This is a genomic window from Nocardia rhamnosiphila NBRC 108938 (genome assembly GCF_000720425.1).
Taxonomy (GTDB): domain Bacteria; phylum Actinomycetota; class Actinomycetes; order Mycobacteriales; family Mycobacteriaceae; genus Nocardia; species Nocardia rhamnosiphila.
Window position 1 is genome coordinate 501,301 of sequence record NZ_JOAJ01000009.1, and the last position, 20,492, is coordinate 521,792.

Below are 20,492 nucleotides of genomic sequence, written 5' to 3' on the forward strand. Positions count from 1 at the left end.
CCCGGGCGCGCATGGTCGATTATCTACGCCATGTCGGATCAACATGCTGCAGTCCTCGCCCTGCACTGGCAGGTGAACGTTATTCGGCCGGAAGGGTTCTTCGGCCCGATGCTGGCCGAACCGGTGGCCGCCAGCGGAGTGGTACAGCGGGCCGCGGACTTCCACAAACAGGCGGCGGAGCTGGGACTGCCGATCATCTGCACCCGGTTCACTGTCCCGGAAGGGGAAGGGCGGCTGGTGCGCAATACCGGGTTCATGCAGTCGGTCGGGGCGGCCCAGCACGAATTCCGTCCGGACGCACCGGGAAGCCAACTGATCGACGAGATCGCCGGGCAGGCCGACCGGATCGTCGACAACCAGAAACTGTCGGGGCTGGCCGGTAACGACCTGCCGCGCTGGCTGGCCGAGAACGATATCGACACCCTGTTCCTGACCGGTGTCGCCACCAACCTCACCGTCGAGCAGACCGCACGCCATGGCACCGACCTCGGCTTCACCGTCTACACGGTCGCCGACTGCGTGGCCGCCGCCGACCCCCAGGTGCACATGGCCTCCCTGGCGAATATCGCGCTCGTCAGCGCCGGCCTCCGCACCACCGCGGACGCCTTCGACGACCTCGATTGACCCCTCCGTGGCCGGCGCCCGACCGGTTCCGGGGGCGACTGACCGTGCGCCGTCGGTCGACCGGCGACCGTCGAGACCGACAGTGTGCGGGCCTCCCTCCGAGGCCGGTCGGGGCGCACGTCTGCGTAGACCTTCCGTGGTCGCGGCGCGCCCGGTTCTCGAGCGCGTGCGGCCGGCGGCCCGGAGACCGGCGACGGTTGCGCGTTGACAGTGCAGTGAGCCTCACCGGATTGGCCGACGTGCACGTCTGCGCGCACTTTCCGCCTGCTCCAATGGATCTGCATCCGTGGTCGGGGCGCGCCCCGACCCGCGCGCCGCAGGCGCGCAAATAGACACAGCTCAGATCATGTTCTTCTCGGTCATCCAGCGCATCACCTGCCAGCCGCAGAACACCGGGATCCAGCAGGTGAGCACCCGGTAGAGCAGCACCGAAGGTACCGCCACCGCGGCGGGGAGACCGAAGGCGGCCAGACCGCCGATCAGCGCGGCCTCGACCGCGCCGACACCGCCCGGTGTCGGCGCGGCCGAAGCCAGGGTGCCGCCGATCATTGTCACGATGGTGACGGTGACGAAGGTCGTGCCGCCGCCGAACGCCTGGACACTGGCGAACAGCGCGAGCGCCTGCCCGAGGGTCAGTGCCGCGCAACCGAGCACGATGATCACGCAGCGTTTCGGGTCGCGGGCCAGCAGCGCCAGCTCACCGACCACCTCCTGTACCTGTGGGAGCACCGAATTGTTCAACCAGCGCCGCAGTTTCGGCACGAACATGAAGGTGCCGACGATCCCCACTCCGACCCCGGCGATCAGGTAGAGGATCGTCGGCGAGGGGACGAAATGCGACAGGTCCGCCGAGGTCCCGGCGGCCACACTGAACAGCACCAGCAATCCGATATGCGTGCAGACCTGCACGGCCTGCTGTAGTGCGACCGCGGCCGTGGCACGCACCGCACCGACCCCGCCCTTCTGCAGGAAGCGCACGCTCAGGGCCAATCCGCCCACGCGCGCCGGGGTGGTGGTGGCGGCGAAGGTGTTCGCGATCTGCATGAGGACCAGCGGCCAGTACTTCACCACGCTGGACGCACACGCCCACAGTGCCGCGGCCGTGCCGAGGTAGGTCAGCGACGACAGTGCCAGTCCGGCCAGGGCCCACCACCAGTGGGCCTCTTTGAGCTGGGTGAAGAAGGTCGGTACCGCGCTGATGAACGGATAGGCCACGTAGACCAGGCCGATCAGCAGGACCAGTTGGATGAGGCTTTTGCGGTTGAACCGGGTGATCTGCTCGGCCTCGATCCGGTCCTCGCCGGTCTGGGTGCGGACCTCTTCGCGGGCAGCCGACACCACCGACTTCCAGTCCGGGATGGATTTACGGATGCCGCCCGGCATGGCGAATTTGGTGAGCCGGCGCGACGCCGTGAGCACGGTCTGCTCGCCGAGCACGCCGATCGCCGATCGCACCGCCGCCTCGGCGCCGAAAACCGCCGTCATCGAAACCAGCAGCTGGGCGATATCGGATTGCAGCTGCGCGTCGGAGGCGCACAGTTCCGCCGCGGTGAAACCGCCGAACAGCGCGCCTTCGGGTCCTATCCGGATCTCGGCGGGCCGCAGCTCACCGTGCGCGATCCCGCGTTCGCGCAGCACCGTCAGTGCCCGCCACACCGAATCGAGGGCCGCGGTATCGGCGGGGTCCTGTTCGATCGAGCGCCCGGCCGGCAGTGTATGCGCGTACAGCATCCAGCCGCGCGGCAATCCGGCCACCGTGACCGGCCGGTGCGCGGCCAGGTCGAGTTCGGCCAGCGCGATCGCCATCAGCGCGCGATGCTCGACCGCGCGATGCATGGAACCGTGCAGTGGCGCGGTCTCGCTGGAGCGGAAGGTCAGCCAGCGCCACAACTGGCGCAGCGCGCTCAGCGAACGCTGATTCTTGCCGTACAGTTCGACCACCAGCGCCCGCTCGCGCTCCTCCACGGTCGCCGAGAGCAGCAACGCGCCGGGACCGGCCGGCCGGACGACGGTGAACCGGGTGACGGTGTAGTCGCGGCGGGCCAGTTGGCGCACCGCCGCTTCCAGCGGCACCTCCAGCGCCGGGGTCCCCACCAGCAGCACGATCACCGCCCCGACCAGCCAGCCCACCACGAGGCCGAACATGGCGCGGGCCGGAACCACGGTGCTGACCACCAGGTGGATCGGCGCGAAGGCCAGCAGCAGCACCCACAACCAGCGTCGCGGCCGCACCGGCAGCCACGGGCTGGAGACGGTGAGCACCGCGGCCAGCATGGCGATCCAGCGGGGGTCGTCCAGGAACTGCTGCAGGAAGGTCTTGTCGTCCAGATTCTCCGGGACCTGTAGATGCCACTGCGGGGCCGACAATCCACTCGGTGTGATGGACAGCAGCAGTACCGCGGTGAGCCCGGCGGTGGCGTAACCGGCGAGCAGTTTCCACTGCCGGCCGAACGCCAGTTCCACCAGGATCGCGAACGGCAGGATGAGGATGGCGATCCCGTACAGCAGATAGACCAGGTTCGACTGGTCGGGGTTGAGGAATCCGACGATATTGGAGACCGAACGTTCCAGCGCCAGCCATTCGGGCCGGGTGATCAGGGAGCCGGCGATGACGACGGCCACACCGACGGCCGCGAAGACGACACGGAGAATATCGCTGGTCCGCCGCGTGAGCGGCTGGAGGAGACTGCCCGTGACCGGGATCTCCCGCCCATCGACTCGCATGTCGTATCGGTACTTTCGGATCGAGGTGACGCTGACGGGCCGGTCACGCCCACCAGCAGGTGAGTATGCAGGAGCCCGAGCCGGACGATACACACCAACACGCTGTCAGAATCCAGGGGTGAGTGGTGATCAACGCATCTGTTTCATAGGAGATTCTTTTGTCGCCGGGGTGGGCGACCCGCAGGCTCTGGGCTGGACCGGCCGCCTGACCGCGCACGCCCGCGCCGCCGGAGCGGCGTGGACGACGTACAACCTCGGAGTGCGTGGGCACACTTCCGCCGATATCGTCGCGCGATGGTCCGCGGAATGCCTGGTACGCCTGCCGGCGGGGTCGGACGGACGGGTGGTGTTCTCCTTCGGGGTGAACGACACCGTGGTCGCCGCGGGCCGGCCCCTGGTCGAGACGCAGAACTCGGTGACGAATCTGTCCGTGCTGCTCACCACCGCGCAGGCGCAGGAGTGGCCGGTGCTGGTGGTGGGTCCGCCGCCGGTCGATGAGACCGGGCACAATCATCGGATCGAGGAGCTGGACCGGCGCTTCGAGCAGACGTGTGCCGAGTTCGGGGTGCCGTATGCGGCGTCGTTCCGGCTGTTGGCCGAGGATCCGGTCTGGCGGGAGCAGGTGCGGGCCGGGGACGGGGCACATCCCGCCGCGGAGGGTTATGCCGCGTTCGCCGCGCGGCTGCTGCCTCCGTGGCGTCGATGGCTGGGTTACTGAGTGCTCCCACGGATAAATAGGATAGAATTTCCGTAAATCGGGGTTCCTCACCGGAAAATGTCCCAGACGGTGAGTTGTCCGCATCCGGCCGCCGGGCGTCAGTTCGCCGATACGCCCGGTGCCGGAGCGTTCCGCATGACCGCGAAGACCTCCCCGAGTTCGGGCACCGACCGCTCCAGTTCGTCGCCGAAATCGCATTCGCATTCCAGCTGGCTCAAGGTGCCGACCATGGTGAGCGCGGCCCGCGCGAACGGAGTGCAATCCGGGGGCAGGGTGAGTTCACGCATCACATTCGTCAACCGCAGCGCGGTGGTACGCAGCACCTGCTTGCGCAACCACGGTGTGGTGATACGGAACCGCGGGTGCCGCACCGGCTCCGCGCAGGCCGACAGGGCCGCGTCGAGCGCCACCGCGTCGAAAGCACGGCCGGGCAGCGCGAACCCGTGCGCCCGCACCGCCGTCTCCACCGCCGCCGGGCCGCCGTTGAAGATCGCGTCGCACATCTCGACCACCAGCCGGGTGAAACCCGGATGCGGCCACGGCGCGCACGCACCGAAATCCACCACCCCCAGGCGGCCGTCGGCGAGCAGCCGCAGATTGCCCGGATGCGGGTCGCAGTACAGCAGCCCGTGCTGCTCCCATCCGGTCAGCACGAACCGCATCATCAGCTCGCCGACCCGGTCCCGCTGCGCCCGGCTCCCGGACTCGATGAGCCGGATGGCCGGAATCCCGTCGAGCCATTCCGAGACGAGCACATCGCCGCGCTGATCCAGCACCTCGGGCACCCGGAATTCGGCACTGTCGGTATACACCCGCGCGAACGCCCGCTGATTATCGGCCTCGGCCGCGTAATCCAGTTCCGCCCGCACACTCTCGCAGAGTGCCTCGGTCACCGATTTCACATCCGCGCCCGGCAGGAACACCGACGCCAATGTCGAGATCCGCCGCAGCTGCACCAGATCCGACTCCACCGCCGCCCGGGCGCCGGGATACATGACCTTCACCGCGACCGCGCGCCCGTCGTGCCAGACCCCCCGATGCACCTGGCCGATCGACGCGGCGGCCGCCCGCCGATCGTCGAACTCGCGAAACAGCTCCCGCCAATCCGGCCCCAGATGCTCGGCCAGCACGGCGTGCACGGTGGCGGGCAGCATCACCGGCGCCGAATCCTGCAACCTGGCCAGCGCGATCTGGTACGGGGCAGCTATATCGCGAGGCAGTGCCAGCTGGTAGATCGCCAGCAGCTGGCCGAGTTTGGCCGCGCAGCCCTTCAGTTCACCCAGCACCGCGAACATGTGCTCGGCGGTCCGGGACTGGATATCCCGATTCACCTCCTGCGCCGGGCGGCCGAGCGCCCGGCGGCCCGCGCCCGCCGCCTGCCGGCCCGCGAACGCGACCGGTAGTGCTACGAGCTTGGCGCTGCGCAGCGCCCGGCGCACCGGCGGCGCGCCAGGATCACGTCGACTGCTCATACCTCATCCCCAGAAGCGATTCGCCAGTTCTCCTGTGCAGTCTGGCATATTTGCGCATAGACTGTCTGGGACGTATCAGCTGCCGAGAAAGGTGCCTCCATGGGATCCCGCACGGTGGTCGCCGACGTCGCAGACGAACTGGCACGTCGGGTCGCCGCAGGGGAATATCAGCCGGGCGAGCTGATGCCCTCGGTCCGGCAGGTCGCCGAGGAATTCGAGATGAACCGGGCCACCGCCCAGCTCACCCTCGGCAGGCTGGAGTCCTACGGATTCGTCGAGGCACGGCGCGGTAAGGGTTTCACCATCCGTGAGGTCCGCGCGGCCGGCGGCCTGGACGTCTACCGGCACCTCTTCCGGTTCTCCATCCCGATGCCCGAGGTCGCGATCGAGATGTTCCGCGATATCGTCGAGGTCGAGCGCGGCATCGTGATGGACGCACTGCTCTCCTACACCGGTCTCGCCCACGGTGTCGCCGCCGCGGCCGGGGTCGACCTCGCCGAACTGAAAGCCGAGATCGACACCCTGGAAACGCTGGCGCGGCTGGACGTTCCCGACTATCGGCGAATTCTCGCCATCGAGATCGGGGTGGTCCGCAAACTGCTCGTAGCCCTCGAATCGAGTATGCAGCGAGCCATTCTGAACTCCATCGGCGAAATGGTGCTCGAAGTCCCGGAGGCCGTCGACGCCTACTTCGCCGGTGCCGCCGATCTGCACGTCCTGGTGTGGCGGGCACTGATCGCGGTCTGGGAATCGGAATCCGGACCCACCCCGGCCCAGCTGGCACTGTTCGAGGACCTGTTCGGGATGTACCACAACAAGGTCATCGCCCGGTTCGAGGAATTGCTCGGCGCCGAGGACGAAGCCGAAGAAATCCACGCGGCCACCGCCTGAGCGAGGTTGCGAGACCACCGGAAGACGAATCCGGCCGCGACTTCCTGACCCGCGTAAGTCCACATGCCGCTCACCGACCGGCAAGGCGGTGCTGTGGGCTCACCGGCAAGGGCGGGTTGTGAGCTTGCTCGTGAAGGTGGGGATGTCGGCTTGCTCGTAAAGGTGCTGTGTTTTTGGCGCGCTGGCGCGCGCGGGGTTGAGGCCCCCTTGGTCTCGCCGTTTCGGCCTCGAGACTCGAGCTTCGCTCATGCGCTTTCGAGGCCGAAACGGCGAGACGGGCCTCAACCCGTGTGTGGCGTCGACCCCGCGACGCCACACACGTGCCCGATTACACCGAATCGTTGAGCTTGTTCAGCCGTTCGCAGGCCGTGACGTACTCCTCGACCAGGCGGTTCATCACGTCGGCCGAGCGTTCCGTCTTGTTCATCATGCCGACCACCTGGCCGACCGGGTTGAAGTTCACGTCCTTGGCGGCTTCCGGGTAGCGGTGGCCGCGCTTCACGCCGTCCAGGGCCACCATCATCTGCAGCGGCATGGGCAGCGGGTCGGGGGTGTCGGCGGACTCCCAGGCGTCGGTCCAGTCGTTGCGCAGCATACGGGCCGGTTTGCCGGTCCAGGCGCGGGAGCGGATGGTGTCGTGGCTGGTGGCGTCGATGTAGGTCTTCATCTGGGCGGGGGGCACATTGGCCTCTTCCACGGTCAGCCAGATGGAGCCGGTCCACGCGCCCGCGGCGCCCATCGCCATCGCGGCGGCGACCTGGCGGCCGTCGCCGATTCCGCCGGCCGCGAGTACCGGCAGATCACCCACGGCGTCGATGACCTGCGGCCACAGCACCAGCGAGGAGACCTCGCCGCAGTGGCCGCCGCCCTCGGTGCCCTGGCAGACCACGAAGTCCAGGCCGGCGTCCTTGTGGTTCAGCGCGTGTTTCACCGAACCGCACAGCGCGCCGATCAGCCGACCGGATTCCTGGATCTGGGAGACGAACTCCGGCGGCGGGGTGCCGAGCGCGTTGGCGACCAGCTTCGCTTTCGGATGCCGCAGGATCACCTCGACCTGCGGCGCGGCGGTGGTGGCGGTCCAGCCGAGCAACTGCGGGTGGACCTCTTCTTCGGGGAGCTTCGGCACGCCGTGGTCGGCGAGGATCTTTTCGGCGAAGTCGCGATGCCCCTGGGGGACGTGTTTGGCGAGTTCGGCCTCGAGCTGTTCGGGGGACAGGCCGTCGATGCCCTTGCCCTCGTATTTGGACGGGATGACGAGGTCGACGCCGTAGGGGTTGTCGCCCACGTGTTCATCCAGCCAGGCCAGTTCGACCTCGAGCTGTTCGGCGGTGAACCCGACCGCGCCGAGTACGCCGAGACCGCCGGCGTTGCTGACCGCGGCCGCCACATCGCGGCAGTGGGTGAAGGCGAAGATGGGGAACTCGATCCCCAGCCGGTCGCAGATATCGGTACGCATGGCGGTGCTGTCTCCCTATGCCTGGAACGAGTTACATAATTGCCGCGCGGCGGCTGATCCGGCCGCTGTCACCCGCGCGGCCCGAATACGGCGAACACCTCCGATAACGGTGGTCGGCGCAGTGGAACGCGACGGGTGTCATACCTTGAATGTAACACGTTCTAGTTTTATTGGAACCGGTTCAGCCACGTGCCCTCGGCCCGGCCGCCCGCACCGGCGTCGCCTCTTCCGGATCCGCCGCGGCGTGTACCCGTGGTGCCCGCACCGGCACCCTCAGGAACACCCAGAACAACACCACCAGCAGGGTGGCCCGACCCCAGACGCCGAACCGGACCACCGCCTCCATCAGCTCGACCGAATGCCCGGTCCCCATCGTGTAGAAGTAGCGGAAGACGCCCACCCCGATCGCTATATCGGCGACCAGATAGCTCCACACGACCGGCCACGGCACCGCCAGCAGCACGAGGAACGGGATCAGCCACAGGGTGTACTGCGGCGAATGCACCTTGTGGAACAGCAGGAACCCGCACAGCATCGCCCCGCTGACGCCGAGCCACGGGTACACGCCGGAGTGGGTGTACCGCAGCCACCCCGCCCCCACGGCCACGGCGAACGACACGATGATCAGCGTCGGTGAGGCGATCGACACGATCTCCGTGAACGCGGCGCTGCTCAGCGGGTCGGAGCCGAACAGCGGCCGCAGACCCCAGTACCAGATCGAATTGGTGGTGATATCGGCCTCGCGCTGTTGCTGGAACTCGATCGAGGCACGCCAGCCGTCGAAACCGGCCAGCGCGAACGGCAGATTGACCGCCACCACCGTGCCGCATGCGGCGGCCGCGGTGCCCAGCGCACCGGCCACATCCGGCCTGGTGCGTTCTCCCGGGCCGGTGCGCCCCCGCTCCCCGCCGGTCAGCACGTACAGCAGCAGCGGGATCACGAAGATCGCCGGATAGATCTTGAAACAGAAGCCCAGGCCCAGCAGCATCGCCGCCACCGCCCCACGGCTGCGTAACGGCCAACGGGTGGTGGCCATGACCGCGGCGGCCGTCACCGTCGTGCACACCACCGGAAGTTCCCAATTATGGAACGCGTACAGCACCAGCGGTGGTCCCGCGGCCCACAGCAGCGCGGCCCGCCCGGCCAAGCGGGCCAGCAGCCAGGCGGTGACCAGGGCGAACGGTGCCAGCAGCAGTGCCGAACGGAGCAGGAAGGCCGCGTCGTTGTGGGCCCCCAGCGCGCCGAGCCACATCAGCAGCCCGCTCAGCACCGGATATTCCACGGCGCCGCCGGTAAGGGTGCCGTCGGCGGTGATGCCGCCGTGCACGTAGGGAAAAATATGCTGATCGATATCGCGGCCCAGCCAGAGGAACTGGATATCGGAATAACAGACCCGGGCGTCCTTGACGTAATCGAAAGCGGCACTGCGACCGTCGTCGCGGAAGGGGGCTCCGGCGCAGCGCGCCTTGTTGAGAAATGCCACCACGAGGGTCGCGCCGCACAACAGCACAACCGTGAGGACGGCGGTACCGCGGCCGACGCGATCGGCCCCGGGCACACGTACGGCCGGTCCGATCGACATACCGACACACTAGTGGGCTCCGCCACGTGCCGCCGCGCGATCGTATCGGCACCGGTCGCCGGTTGTGCCCGTGTCCGGCCAGGTCGGAAGATGTACGAGAAATATTCGAAATCGACCTCGATCCGAGTGCGGAATTCCATTTCGCGACTGCGGCGGCAAGGTCGTCATAGTGCCGAAGATCGATTTCGTTTCCAGCGGTCCGCTCGGGTACTCTTGCCCGGTTGCTGACGCAACGACCCTCCTGCCACGGACCGTCCGTGGCCGACCCCAGACCACAGGAGGTGATTGGTTCGTGCGTCATTACGAAGTGATGGTCATCCTCGATCCGAGCATGGACGAGCGTACTGTCGGACCGTCCCTGGAAACTATGCTCGGCGTAGTCCGTACCGAGGGCGGCAAAATCGACAAGGTCGATATCTGGGGCCGTAAGCGCCTCGCCTACGAGATTCGTAAACAGGCCGAAGGCATCTACGCGGTGGTCGATCTGACCGCGGAGCCCGCCACCGTGAACGAACTCGACCGCCAGCTGGGCCTCAACGAGCAGGTCCTGCGCACCAAGGTTCTGCGCAACGACAAGTAGTTCCGGCGCTACCGCCGTTTCGTCGGAGCCTGTCTCTAGGCTCTAGCGCAACAGGCGAGTGCACCCGGACTGCACACCGAGCAGGAGGAACCCCCATGGCAGCTGGCGATACGGTAATCACGGTCATCGGAAATCTGACGGCCGATCCCGAGCTTCGATTCACGCCCGCGGGCGCGGCGGTGGCCAATTTCACCGTGGCCTCGACACCCCGCATTTTCGACCGTAATACCAACGAGTGGAAAGACGGCGAAGCGCTGTTCCTGCGCTGCAATATCTGGCGCGAGGCCGCGGAGAATGTCGCGGAGAGCCTCACCAGGGGATCCCGTGTGATCGTCAGCGGACGGCTCAAGCAGCGCTCCTTCGAAACCCGTGAGGGCGAGAAGCGCACGGTCGTCGAGCTCGAGGTCGACGAGGTCGGTCCGTCGCTGCGGTACGCCACGGCCAAGGTCAACAAGACCAGTCGCGGTGGCGGCGGCGGTGGATTCGGTTCCAATAGCGGCGGTGGTGGTAACTACAACGCCGGAAACGGTGGCGGTGGACGGTCCGAGCAGGGCGCTGCGGATGACCCATGGGGTAGCGCGCCCGCGGCCGGCTCCTTCGGGGGCGGGCGGACGGACGATGAACCGCCGTTCTGAGACGGCCCGCATCGGCCCGCATCAGCGGGCCACCAAGAATACGGAGTGAACGAAAATGGCCAAGGCACCGGCGCGCGAAAAGGTGCTCAAGAAGAAGGCTTGCGCTTTCTGCAAAGAGAGCAAGTCCGGCATCGTCGACATCAACTACAAAGATGTGCCGCTGCTGCGCAAGTACGTCAGTGAGCGTGGCAAGATCCGCGCTCGCCGGGTCACCGGCAACTGCGTACAGCACCAGCGCGATATCGCTATCGCGGTGAAGAACTCGCGTGAGATGGCGCTGCTGCCCTACGTGTCGACGGCTCGCTGAGAAAGGTCGGTCAAGCATATGAAGCTCATTCTGACTGCCGATGTGGACAACCTCGGCGCTCCCGGCGACACCGTCGAGGTCAAGGACGGCTACGGCCGTAACTACCTGCTGCCCCGTGGGCTGGCCATCGTCGCCAGCCGCGGTGCGCAGAAGCAGGTCGAGGGAATCCGCCGGGCCCAGGAGGCCCGCCGGGTGCGCGATCTCGGCCATGCCAACGAACTGAAGCAGGCCCTCGAGGGCCTCGAGGGTGTTTCGCTGTCGGTCAAGACCGCGGGCACCGGAAAACTCTTCGGTTCGGTCACCCAGTCCGATGTCGCCGCCGCCATCAAGTCGGCGGGGGGCCCGGTACTGGACAAGCGCAGCATCGAACTGCCGAAGTCGCATATCAAGGCCACCGGTAAGCACCAGGTGACCGTCCATCTGCACCCGGACGTCGCTGCGAAATTTGCTCTGGAGGTCGTGGCCGCCGGCTGAGTCGGCCCACGAATACATACCCCGAAACCGGGGATCACGTCCGCTCGGCCATGGGTAGACGTGATCTCCGGTCGGTTGTGCTTTGCCATAGCAATCGCCGGTTAGCTAGACGGTTGCTGAAATTCTTGTGATGGCGGGCGCCTGCATATCCGCAGGCCGCGCCGCTTCGAGGTGGGGGTGTCTTATCCACAAGATGTGAGTCCTGTGGATCGATCACAAAACCAACCGGACGTAATGTGACGCAGCTCATATCTGTTCGCTTGTCTGTCAACTCAACACGCCCGGATGTTCAACATCTCCGACACGCCGATGCTTTGTTTATCCACACTGCGTGGTCGCGAAAAATCTAGATCTAGCTGGGCATTTTCCCGGGCTGACCTGCGTTTTCCCCAAGTTGTCCACAAGTTGTGCACAACCTGAGGTGAACTATCCCCAGGTTATCCACAGGTATGTGCACAGGCGTGGTTGGCATGTGGATAGAACCTCGCCTAGGTTCATCGCAGCACCATGTGCGACACCACGCCACCATGCGGGGGTTCGGTTCTCTCTGGGTGATAGCTGGTACGCCTGACCACTGGTCACCGGCGCTTCGGCATCTCGGCGAACTTGTCGGACCCGTGGGGTAGAACCGGTCGTCGAAGGGTGCGTCCGGTCAGAAGGAGAGGACGGTCGAGTCGGATGGCAGTCGTCGATGACCGCGGGCACACGGACTTCCCGCCGGAGCCCCCCGGCGAGGATTTCGGGCGCCAGCCGCCACACGATATGGCGGCCGAACAGTCGGTGCTCGGCGGCATGCTGCTCAGCAAGGACGCCATCGCCGACGTGGTCGAAGTATTGCGCTCCGGTGATTTCTACCGACCCGCCCATCAGGCCGTGTACGACGCCATCCTCGATCTCTACGGACGCGGAGAACCCGCGGACCCGGTCACCGTCGCCGCCGGCCTGGACCGCAGCGGTGAACTGAAGAGAATCGGCGGTGCCCCCTACCTGGTCACCCTCACCCAGACCGTCCCCACCGCGGCGAACGCCGGTTTCTACGCCGAGATCGTGGCCGAGAAGGCGATCCTGCGCCGCCTGGTCGAAGCCGGCACCCGCATCGTGCAGTACGGCTATGCGGGCGCCGACGGCCAGGACGTCGCCGAGGTGGTCGACCGCGCCCAGGCCGAGGTCTACGAGGTCACCGAACGCCGGACCTCCGAAGATTTCCTCCCGCTGGAGGAACTCCTCCAGCCCACCATGGACGAGATCGACTCCATCGCCTCCCGGGGCGGTATCTCCCTCGGCGTACCGACCGGATTCTCCGAACTGGACGAACTCACCAACGGCCTGCACCCGGGTCAGATGATCATCGTCGCGGCGAGACCCGGGGTCGGCAAATCGACTTTGGGAATGGATTTCATGCGCAGTGCCTCGATTCGGCACGGGCTGGCGAGTGTGATCTTCTCACTGGAGATGAGCCGGACCGAGATCGTCATGCGCCTGCTGTCGGCCGAGGCGAAGATCAAGCTCGGGGATATGCGGGCCGGCCGGATGAGCGACGACGACTGGACCAAATTGGCGCGGCGGATGAGCGAGATCAGCGAAGCGCCGCTGTTCGTGGATGATTCGCCGAACCTCACCATGATGGAGATCCGGGCCAAGGCGCGGCGACTGAAACAGCGTCACGACCTGAAACTCGTTGTGGTGGACTACCTCCAGCTGATGACCTCGGGTAAGAAGGTCGAATCCCGGCAGCAGGAGGTATCGGATTTCTCCCGAAACCTGAAGCTGCTGGCCAAGGAGCTGGAAGTTCCCGTCATCGCGATCAGTCAGTTGAACCGTGGTCCGGAACAGCGCACCGACAAACGCCCACAGGTCTCCGACCTGCGCGAATCCGGCTCGCTCGAGCAGGACGCGGATATGGTTATCCTGCTGCACCGGCCGGACGCGTTCGAGCGCGACGATCCGCGTGGTGGCGAAGCGGACCTGATCGTCGGCAAGCACCGTAACGGGCCCACGGCAACCATCACCGTCGCTCACCAGCTGCATCTATCGCGCTTCGTCGATATGGCCCGCGGCTGAGCATTGCTGTGGGAGCTCGAAAATGTCGCCAAGTCGCTCGGTTCGGACGACCTTGGTCGACGTGGGCGAACTCTTCGAATTACTCGACCGCCGAGGCATGAGCGGCAACGACCCGCCAGCCACGCGAGTCGTCGTGCGCCCAGGCGCGGGTATAGCGCATCCTGGCTGCGAATGGTGATCCATGAACGCTGCCCTCGACGACGCCGAGGAACCAAGTGACCCCGGTCGTCCCTTCCACCAGTACCGTCAGCTGTTCTTCCTTGAGCTTGCTCACGATCTGAGCCTTGGTGCGGTGCAGCTCGAGATCATCGGCCTTGGTGAACGTGTCCGAGCCGAAAGTGAAGATCAGCCGGTCATCGAGCAACTCATCCAGCGCCTGGGCGTCCCCGGCCAGCTGGGCAGCCTGGAGTCGCCGCTCGGCCTCCCGCAAGTCCTTCTCCATGGCACTCAGCATGCCAGCCGAGGGCCGGTCCGGCCCTCGCGTTTCGCTGACAGCAGATCTACCACCTCGCGCGAATTCCGGATCCGACACTCACCACTGCGCCGTCGACTCTCCGGCCTGCCTTGTGACTCGTGCGGCGATGCAGCCGCCGGACCGGGTGTTCACCACTGATTCCAGTGCAGGGCCTGGTCGCGGGGGATGCGTTTGGCGGGACGGAAGTCGGTACCGACGCTGAAGGCCAGTGGGATGAGGGCCGCGAGCATGACCCGGTCGTAGGGGACATGAAGGATTTGGGCCAGCTCGCGTTCGAGTGGGGCTTGCGCGGTGGTCCAGGCGGTACCGAGACCACGGGCACGGGCGGCGAGCATGAAGCTCCACACTGCGGGAAGGATGGAACCCCAGGTTCCGGCCTGCTCGCTCACGGTCGCTTGGTCGGTACGGCCCTCGACAGCGGGGATGACGATTGCCGGCACCTGGTGGATGTGCTTGTACAGGTAGTCGAGCCCGTCGGCGATTCGTGGCCAGGAACCGTGAGCGTTCATGCGATACAGATCGCGTGAAGTCAGCGGCGTGCCCGGCGTGAGATGTACTGCCCTGCGGTAGACGTCGGCGACAGCGGCGCGCTGGGCGTTGTCGGTGACAACGAGAAAGTGCCAGCGTTGACGGTTGCGGCCGGTGGGCGCCTGGGTGGCGAGATCGACGCATTCCTCGATCAGGTGACGGGGCACGGGTTTGGTGAGGTCGAGTCGTTTGCGCACTGCTCGGGTGGTGGACAAGACCTCATCGGCGGACAGGTTCAACGACATCGAGCTTTCCTCTCGGATCGGCAGCGCTCTCCGCTTGCTCCAGAATCATCTGTGAACAGATGATTTGCGACCATACGATTAATAATGCTCTCCTGTCAAACGATCTGTGCACAGATGATTGTGATAGGTTGCTGACATGCCCACCAGGACCGATGCTCGCGCGCGGGCCGCCTACCTCCCCCGGCTCACCTCGGAACGCACGGATATCGCCTTGTGCCGCGCCTCGGCGGTGGTGGCTCGCGCCGCGGATGCCGCGGCGGCGAAGAGTGGCCTGGGAGTAGGCCATCACCTGGTCCTCAAGATGCTCGCTGCCGTCGGACCGTGTTCACAGCAGGTGCTCAGCGCCGAACTGCGTATCGATCGCAGCGTGATGGTAGGCATTGCCGATGACCTGGAGGAATCGGGTTACATCCGCCGCGAACGCGACCCGGCCGATCGACGTGCTTACGCGGTCACCATCACCGAGCCCGGGCGGCAAGCGCTCACCGAGGCGGAGGGGGCTATTCCCGATTTCCTGGACCACGCCTTCTCCGCTCTCACGCGCACCGAGCGCGACCAGCTCACCACCCTGCTGGGCAAGCTCCTGTTCGCCGATTGACGGATCCGCTGCACGCAGCGCACTCGTCTACCGCAAAGCGCGGTCACTCCCGCCGCGACGCGGCCGTGACCAAGGCATGAGGAATCGCCACAGCAGCAAGACCGGCAACATCCGCCTTGGTCTGAGGGAACCCAGAAACGGCCGGCTCAGGGGTCGCGCAGTCCGCCACGATTTTTCGGCCCTGTATCGGCTTCGTAGCGGCACTTCGGGGCAGTCGGTGGCAGGTCGGCTCGCCCGGCGGCCGCGGGCCCGGTTCAGTCGTCGGTTTTGATTTTCTTCATGATCAGGTGGGAATCCACCCGGGCGACCGCCCGCAGGCCCATGAGCTTGCCGGTCAAAAAGGTTTCGAAGACTTCGCGGTCGGCCACCGCGACACGGACGAAGTAATCGGGGCGGCCGAAGAGACGGTGGAATTCGACGACCTCGTCATAGGAGGCGATGGCCTTCTCGAATTCCTCCACGGTCTGCAGGTCGTTGATGCTGATCTCGACCGCGACGACGACCTCGAACCCGCGGCCGGTCGCGGCCGCATCGATGCGGGCTCGGTAGCCGCTGATGATCCCGGCGTCTTCGAGCCGCTTCACTCGGCGCAGGCAGGGCGGCGGGGTCAGGCCCACCCGTCTGGCCAGTTCGACATTGGTCAGACGGCCGTCCCGGCGGAGATGGAACAAAATATCTCGATCGACCGAATCCAGCTGCATTCATGTCCCACAATCGCCGAATCTGGGTATCTTCGGAAACCATATTACGTGGTCACGCACATAAAATGACAAGGTGAGCAGTTCGACGCAGACCGCAACTTCCGGCACCCCGGGCCCGCCGGGTCGCGAACCGGCGCCGCCGGAGCTGCGGGCAGCGCTGGCCGACTCCGGCTCGGTGGGCCTGGCGCTGTTCCCCCTCGGCCTGGCTCTGGGTGTTTTGGTGGTGCACTCCCAGCTGGCGTGGTGGTGGGCGCCGGTGTTCGCCGGTGTCGTCTACGCGGGGTCGCTGGAATTCCTGCTCATCGGGCTCGTCACCGCTGTCACGCCCTTGGCCCAGGTGGCCTCGACCGCGTTCCTGGTGAACTTCCGCCACGTTTTCTACGCGCTGTCCTTTCCGCTGCACCGGGTCCGCGGCCGATGGTCCAGGGGGTATGCCACCTTCGCGCTGACCGACGAGGCCTATGCGCTGACCACCGGCGCTTCGGCGCGGGAGTGGAGTGGCCGGCGCATTCTGTGGTTGCAGGTTCTGTGTCAGGGCTACTGGGTCGCCGGCGCCACCATCGGCGCCGGTGGCGCGGCGCTGCTGCCGGTTCGGCTCGACGGCCTCGACTTCGCCCTGACCGCGCTGTTCGTCGTACTCGCGGTCGACGGCTACCGCACCGAGCGCGATATCCCGGTCCCGGTCACCGCGCTGGTCTGTGCACTGGTCGCCCGGCTTCTCCTACCGGGGCAGATGCTGCCCGTCGCCCTCGGGCTTTTCACCGCCGCCCTGCTGATTCGTCGATCCTTCACCAGTAAAGAGCTCACTCGTGCCTGATACCGGCTACCTGATCGCTGCCGTCGCGGTGTGCACCGTGATCACCTGGTCGCTGCGCGCGCTACCTTTCGCCGCGCTGGCCCCGCTACGGGGCAGCGCCACCGTCGGCTATCTGAGCCGGCACATGCCCGTGGGCGTCATGGTGATCCTCGCCGCATACACCCTGCGCGACATCACCCCCGCTCAACTGAGCGTCACCGGGCCGGCGCTCGTCGTCACCCTCGCACTCCACCTGTGGCGCCGCAACGCCGTGCTCAGTGTCCTGACCGGTACTGCCCTGCACGTGACACTGACGACGCTGCTCGCCCACAGCTGAGATCATCCGGCGCCCGGCCGCAGTGCTGTCGTCATGCGTCGGACGACTCGCCAAAACTTTGGATTTTTCGATCCGGCACCGTCGAATTTCGCGGTGCGGCAGAGATTACCGCTCGAGTCGATCGGCTGCTGCCAACCGGATCACACTCTTCGAGCACGCGTCGATCGCATGCGTACAGAGTCCGATCACAACACGGAGTCCTGCATGACCGAGTCACTCATCCAGCTGCCCACCGCTGGAGAACCAGTTGTCGACACTTTCGACCGGATGATCCGGACCGGGCCCATCGTGCCCTACGAACTGCCGGGCGGAGTCCGGGCCTGGATGGCGGTCGGCCACCAGGCGGTCGGTGAGATTCTCGCCGGTGACGGCACTCTGTTCAGTCACAGCGCGAAGAACTGTCCCGCGATGCACGATGGCACCGTTCCGGCCGACTGGCCACTACGGGTCCTGACCGACGCCGATCACCTGCTCAACAAGGACGGCGCCGATCACCTGCGAATGCGCCGGGCCATCGCGCGTGCCTTCACTCCCGTCCGGGTCGCCCGACTCGAACCGCGTATCCGGCAGCTGACCAACGACCTGATCGACAAATTCGCCGACCGGCCGGAAGTCGATCTCGTCGAGCACTTCACCATGCCGCTTCCCGTCACAGTGATCTGCGAACTGTTCGGGGTACCGGTTGCCGACCGGGGAAAGTTCCGAGGCTGGACGTCCACGCTGATCTCGCACACCAGCACCGGTGAGCAGACCCGGACCGCCATGCAGGAAATGGTCGGCTATCTGACCGGGTTGGTCGCGGACAAGCACAACAACCCGGGTGACGACCTCACCTCGGATCTGGTGCAGGCCCAGCCCGAACACGGGATCGCCGATGCCGAACTGGTCGAAATGCTGTGGATCATCATCGTGGCCGGACACGAGACCACGATGCACCTGCTCGGCAACGCGGTCGTGGCCCTCTACACCTTTCCCGGTCAGCTCGCGGCGGCCATGGACGGGGATCGCTGGGCCGATGTCGTGGAGGAGGCATTGCGCTACCGGAACGCGGCCTGCGCGATGTTCAACCGGTATGCCTTGCAGGATGTTCGGATCGCGGGTGTGGACATCCCCCGGGGGGCGATCGTGGGCTGGTACGCGGGAGTCGGACGCGATCCGCGGAAATACTCGAACGCCGAGGTCTTCGATATCGATCGCGACGACATCGATCAGCTGGGCTTCGGCCGCGGTCCGCACTTCTGCCTCGGCGCACATCTGGCCCGGTTGGAGTCCCGGACCGCGCTGGCCACCCTGTTCGGTCGGTTCCCGCAGATGCGGCTCGCCTGTGATCCGGCGGAGATCCCCTATGCGCCGCAGTTCATGACCAATGGTCCGCTCTGCGTGCCGGTGCGGCTCGGATCCCGCGACTGAGCGAGCGTCGGGCCGACGATGGGGAGCTGTCAGAATTCTGTCGGACCGTTCCCGAGCGGATAGGCGGAAATGAGTATCGGACCGGCAGAGCCACCGCTATGCGGTATTCCCGGCTGACCGTCGCGAACGCGGCGGAGTGGACCGAGGTGACCGACCATTTCCTGAAGGCGGACCACCTCTACCGTGATCCGGCCGACTGGTGGGCTCGGATCGCGGTTCAAGAGTCCCCGAGTTACACCTTGCTGCGCTCCCAGCAGCGCGGTGACCATCTCATGCACCGCAACCGTTCGCATATCCGGCAGGGTCCGGGCGACTACTGCTGGATAGTGTTGCCGAGACGCGGCGAATGGCTCATCCAGCAGCAGGACCGGCTCATCAGGGTGGCGGCCCGGCGCGGATTCGTTCTCGAACTGGACCGAGCCTGCCGGGTGCTGTTACCCCGTTCGACGGCTTACGCGCTGCTCCTGCCCCGTGCGCGGCTGGAGCGCCGGCTGCCCGCCCCCGACGTGCGGACGGCGCTCGATATGTCGACGGGTCTCGGCCGGGTCGTGCAGAGCATGCTCATCGCCACCCTTGCCGCGCAGGCGGATCTGACGACACCGGAATTCGACGCCGTGTGTGACCGGGTCACCGAACTGCTGTGCCTGCTGCTCGCCGGCGACCTCGGGCCACAGCAGGCCCAGCTGACCGAAACCGTGGATGCCATCAGGGCATGCGTCCGAGAGAACATCGGGTCCGGCGATGTACGGCTGCCCGCGGTCGCGCGTGCGCTGGGCTGGTCGCCGCGTCAGCTGCGTTCGGTACTACACCGGACCGGCACCACCTATCGGGAGTTGCGGCGCAACGAAGCGTTGCGCATCGCGCGCGATCTGCTGGCGCATCCGGGACCGGAGTCCATAGCGGAGGTCGCCGCACGGTGCGGGTTCACCAACACCGGGTTCTCGACGGCGTTCAAATCCCGATACGGAGAAACACCCCGCGATTTCCGGCAGCGCCGCCGAGCCGACCTGCTCGCTGTGACACCGCCACCTCAGGAAGTCGTATCCGGGAACGAACCGTCGTTCCCGGATCTCCATCGTGGGCCGGGTGAGACCGTATCGATCGGAAACGAACCGCAGCGGAAGGGTGTTCGCGGCTTCCGGCAACGTTGACGACCGTGCCGAGGCCGGGATCAGAGATCCCGGATGACACGGCAGGGGTTGCCGGCGGCGAAGACGCGGGGCGGGATATCCCGGGTGACCACGCTGCCGGCGCCGATCACCGAGTTCTCGCCGATGGCGACTCCGGCGCAGACAATGACGCCGCCGCCCAGCCAGGTGTTGTCGCCGATGGTGATGGGCGCGGCGGATTCCCAGCCGGCCCGCCGGAGTTCGTGGTCCTCCATGGGGTGCAGCGGGGTGAGGATCTGGGCGCGGGGACCGATCGCTACATCGTTGCCGATGGTGACGGGGGCACAGTCGAGGATCACGGTGTCGTAGTTGAGGAAGGTGTTGCTGCCGATTCCGGTCAGGTAACCGTAGTCGCAGCGGAACGGCGGCATGATCACGGTGCCGGCACCACACTCGCCCAGTAGCTTGCCGAGGATTTCCTGCCGTTCGGTCTCGGCATCGGGGGCGGTGTCGTTGTAGCGGGCGGTCAGCGCGTGACAGGCGCGGCGTTCCGCGACGAGTTCCGGGTCGTTGCCGCGATAGAGATCGCCGCGCAGCATACGTTCCTTATCGGTCGCCATGATTTCGATACTGCCGGATCGGCGCGGTGTGTGTGGCGACACCTGCCGGCCGTTCGGTGGTGCCGTGCAGCGGAAAGGCTGTGTGGCGGCGCGGTCCGGACCTCGGCGAAGTTCCGGTGCCGGTGTTTTGTTGTGCGCGGCACCGCATG

Annotated in this window: 21 protein-coding genes; 13 read left to right on the plus strand and 8 right to left on the minus strand. The window is 66.3% G+C overall.

Annotation, left to right across the window (positions count from 1 at the left end):
- The first annotated feature begins 30 nt into the window (after positions 1-30).
- Positions 31-624, plus strand: a complete 594-nt coding sequence (locus IG75_RS0128995; RefSeq protein WP_030524525.1) for a cysteine hydrolase family protein — start codon at positions 31-33, stop codon at positions 622-624.
- 339 nt (positions 625-963) lie between these two features.
- On the opposite strand, the gene IG75_RS0129000 is transcribed toward IG75_RS0128995, so the two are convergent.
- Entirely contained in the window at positions 964-3,348 is a 2,385-nt protein-coding gene (locus tag IG75_RS0129000) for a lysylphosphatidylglycerol synthase transmembrane domain-containing protein (RefSeq protein WP_030524526.1), read from the minus strand.
- 118 nt (positions 3,349-3,466) lie between these two features.
- Between IG75_RS0129000 and IG75_RS0129005 the strand changes: the two genes are divergently transcribed.
- A complete protein-coding gene (locus tag IG75_RS0129005; RefSeq protein WP_030524527.1) occupies positions 3,467-4,066 on the plus strand; it encodes a GDSL-type esterase/lipase family protein in 600 nt (199 codons plus the stop codon).
- Between the two features lie 98 nt (positions 4,067-4,164).
- Here IG75_RS0129005 and IG75_RS0129010 read toward each other — a convergent pair whose 3' ends face one another.
- Positions 4,165-5,538: an ABC1 kinase family protein gene (locus IG75_RS0129010; RefSeq protein ID WP_063834202.1), complete on the minus strand. Its 1,374-nt coding sequence runs from the start codon at positions 5,536-5,538 to the stop codon at positions 4,165-4,167.
- A 99-nt stretch (positions 5,539-5,637) separates the two neighbouring features.
- On the opposite strand from IG75_RS0129010, the gene IG75_RS0129015 reads away from it, so the two are divergent.
- Positions 5,638-6,429, plus strand: coding sequence for a winged helix-turn-helix domain-containing protein (locus IG75_RS0129015; protein ID WP_030524529.1), 792 nt, complete (start codon positions 5,638-5,640; stop codon positions 6,427-6,429).
- Positions 6,430-6,757: 328 nt separating this feature from the next.
- Here the strand turns inward: IG75_RS0129015 and IG75_RS0129020 are convergent, their stop codons facing one another.
- The gene (locus tag IG75_RS0129020) at positions 6,758-7,885 is read right to left on the minus strand and encodes an NAD(P)H-dependent flavin oxidoreductase (RefSeq protein ID WP_030526035.1); all 1,128 of its coding nucleotides are present in this window, start codon (positions 7,883-7,885) and stop codon (positions 6,758-6,760) included.
- Positions 7,886-8,066: 181 nt separating this feature from the next.
- Positions 8,067-9,467, minus strand: coding sequence for a glycosyltransferase family 87 protein (locus IG75_RS0129025; RefSeq protein WP_081877198.1), 1,401 nt, complete (start codon positions 9,465-9,467; stop codon positions 8,067-8,069).
- Between the two features lie 292 nt (positions 9,468-9,759).
- On the opposite strand from IG75_RS0129025, the gene rpsF reads away from it, so the two are divergent.
- The 5 genes from rpsF (at position 9,760) to dnaB (ending at position 13,524) form a co-directional block, all read left to right on the plus strand.
- Complete coding sequence (rpsF, locus tag IG75_RS0129030; protein ID WP_030524532.1) at positions 9,760-10,047, plus strand: 30S ribosomal protein S6; 288 nt, start codon at positions 9,760-9,762, stop codon at positions 10,045-10,047.
- Positions 10,048-10,142: 95 nt separating this feature from the next.
- Entirely contained in the window at positions 10,143-10,682 is a 540-nt protein-coding gene (locus tag IG75_RS0129035) for a single-stranded DNA-binding protein (RefSeq protein WP_030524533.1), read from the plus strand.
- Between the two features lie 55 nt (positions 10,683-10,737).
- Complete coding sequence (rpsR, locus tag IG75_RS0129040; RefSeq protein ID WP_030524534.1) at positions 10,738-10,989, plus strand: 30S ribosomal protein S18; 252 nt, start codon at positions 10,738-10,740, stop codon at positions 10,987-10,989.
- Between the two features lie 18 nt (positions 10,990-11,007).
- The gene (rplI, locus tag IG75_RS0129045) at positions 11,008-11,463 is read left to right on the plus strand and encodes a 50S ribosomal protein L9 (RefSeq protein ID WP_030524535.1); all 456 of its coding nucleotides are present in this window, start codon (positions 11,008-11,010) and stop codon (positions 11,461-11,463) included.
- A 678-nt stretch (positions 11,464-12,141) separates the two neighbouring features.
- Positions 12,142-13,524, plus strand: coding sequence for a replicative DNA helicase (gene dnaB, locus IG75_RS0129050; protein ID WP_030524536.1), 1,383 nt, complete (start codon positions 12,142-12,144; stop codon positions 13,522-13,524).
- 79 nt (positions 13,525-13,603) lie between these two features.
- Here the strand turns inward: dnaB and IG75_RS0129055 are convergent, their stop codons facing one another.
- Together IG75_RS0129055 and IG75_RS0129060 are read right to left on the minus strand one after the other, a co-directional pair.
- Positions 13,604-13,966, minus strand: a complete 363-nt coding sequence (locus tag IG75_RS0129055; protein WP_030524537.1) for a nuclear transport factor 2 family protein — start codon at positions 13,964-13,966, stop codon at positions 13,604-13,606.
- Between the two features lie 161 nt (positions 13,967-14,127).
- A complete protein-coding gene (locus IG75_RS0129060; protein ID WP_030524538.1) occupies positions 14,128-14,772 on the minus strand; it encodes a nitroreductase family protein in 645 nt (214 codons plus the stop codon).
- Positions 14,773-14,908: 136 nt separating this feature from the next.
- On the opposite strand from IG75_RS0129060, the gene IG75_RS0129065 reads away from it, so the two are divergent.
- Positions 14,909-15,370, plus strand: coding sequence for a MarR family winged helix-turn-helix transcriptional regulator (locus tag IG75_RS0129065; protein WP_030524539.1), 462 nt, complete (start codon positions 14,909-14,911; stop codon positions 15,368-15,370).
- Positions 15,371-15,624: 254 nt separating this feature from the next.
- Here the strand turns inward: IG75_RS0129065 and IG75_RS0129070 are convergent, their stop codons facing one another.
- Positions 15,625-16,065, minus strand: coding sequence for an Lrp/AsnC family transcriptional regulator (locus IG75_RS0129070; protein ID WP_210436855.1), 441 nt, complete (start codon positions 16,063-16,065; stop codon positions 15,625-15,627).
- 79 nt (positions 16,066-16,144) lie between these two features.
- Between IG75_RS0129070 and IG75_RS0129075 the strand changes: the two genes are divergently transcribed.
- The 4 genes from IG75_RS0129075 to IG75_RS37585 all read left to right on the plus strand — a co-directional run bounded on the left by IG75_RS0129075 (position 16,145) and on the right by IG75_RS37585 (position 19,765).
- The gene (locus tag IG75_RS0129075) at positions 16,145-16,888 is read left to right on the plus strand and encodes an AzlC family ABC transporter permease (protein ID WP_210436851.1); all 744 of its coding nucleotides are present in this window, start codon (positions 16,145-16,147) and stop codon (positions 16,886-16,888) included.
- Positions 16,881-17,204, plus strand: a complete 324-nt coding sequence (locus IG75_RS0129080) for a branched-chain amino acid transporter permease (protein WP_030524542.1) — start codon at positions 16,881-16,883, stop codon at positions 17,202-17,204. Before IG75_RS0129075 ends, IG75_RS0129080 begins: the two co-directional genes overlap by 8 nt.
- 204 nt (positions 17,205-17,408) lie before the next feature.
- Positions 17,409-18,614, plus strand: coding sequence for a cytochrome P450 family protein (locus tag IG75_RS0129085; protein WP_030524543.1), 1,206 nt, complete (start codon positions 17,409-17,411; stop codon positions 18,612-18,614).
- Positions 18,615-18,712: 98 nt separating this feature from the next.
- Positions 18,713-19,765, plus strand: coding sequence for an AraC family transcriptional regulator (locus tag IG75_RS37585; RefSeq protein WP_051715003.1), 1,053 nt, complete (start codon positions 18,713-18,715; stop codon positions 19,763-19,765).
- Between the two features lie 20 nt (positions 19,766-19,785).
- On the opposite strand, the gene IG75_RS0129095 is transcribed toward IG75_RS37585, so the two are convergent.
- Positions 19,786-20,343 carry a sugar O-acetyltransferase gene (locus IG75_RS0129095; protein ID WP_030524545.1) on the minus strand — a complete coding sequence of 186 codons (558 nt, stop codon included), beginning with the start codon at positions 20,341-20,343 and terminating at the stop codon, positions 19,786-19,788.
- Positions 20,344-20,492 lie beyond the last annotated feature (149 nt).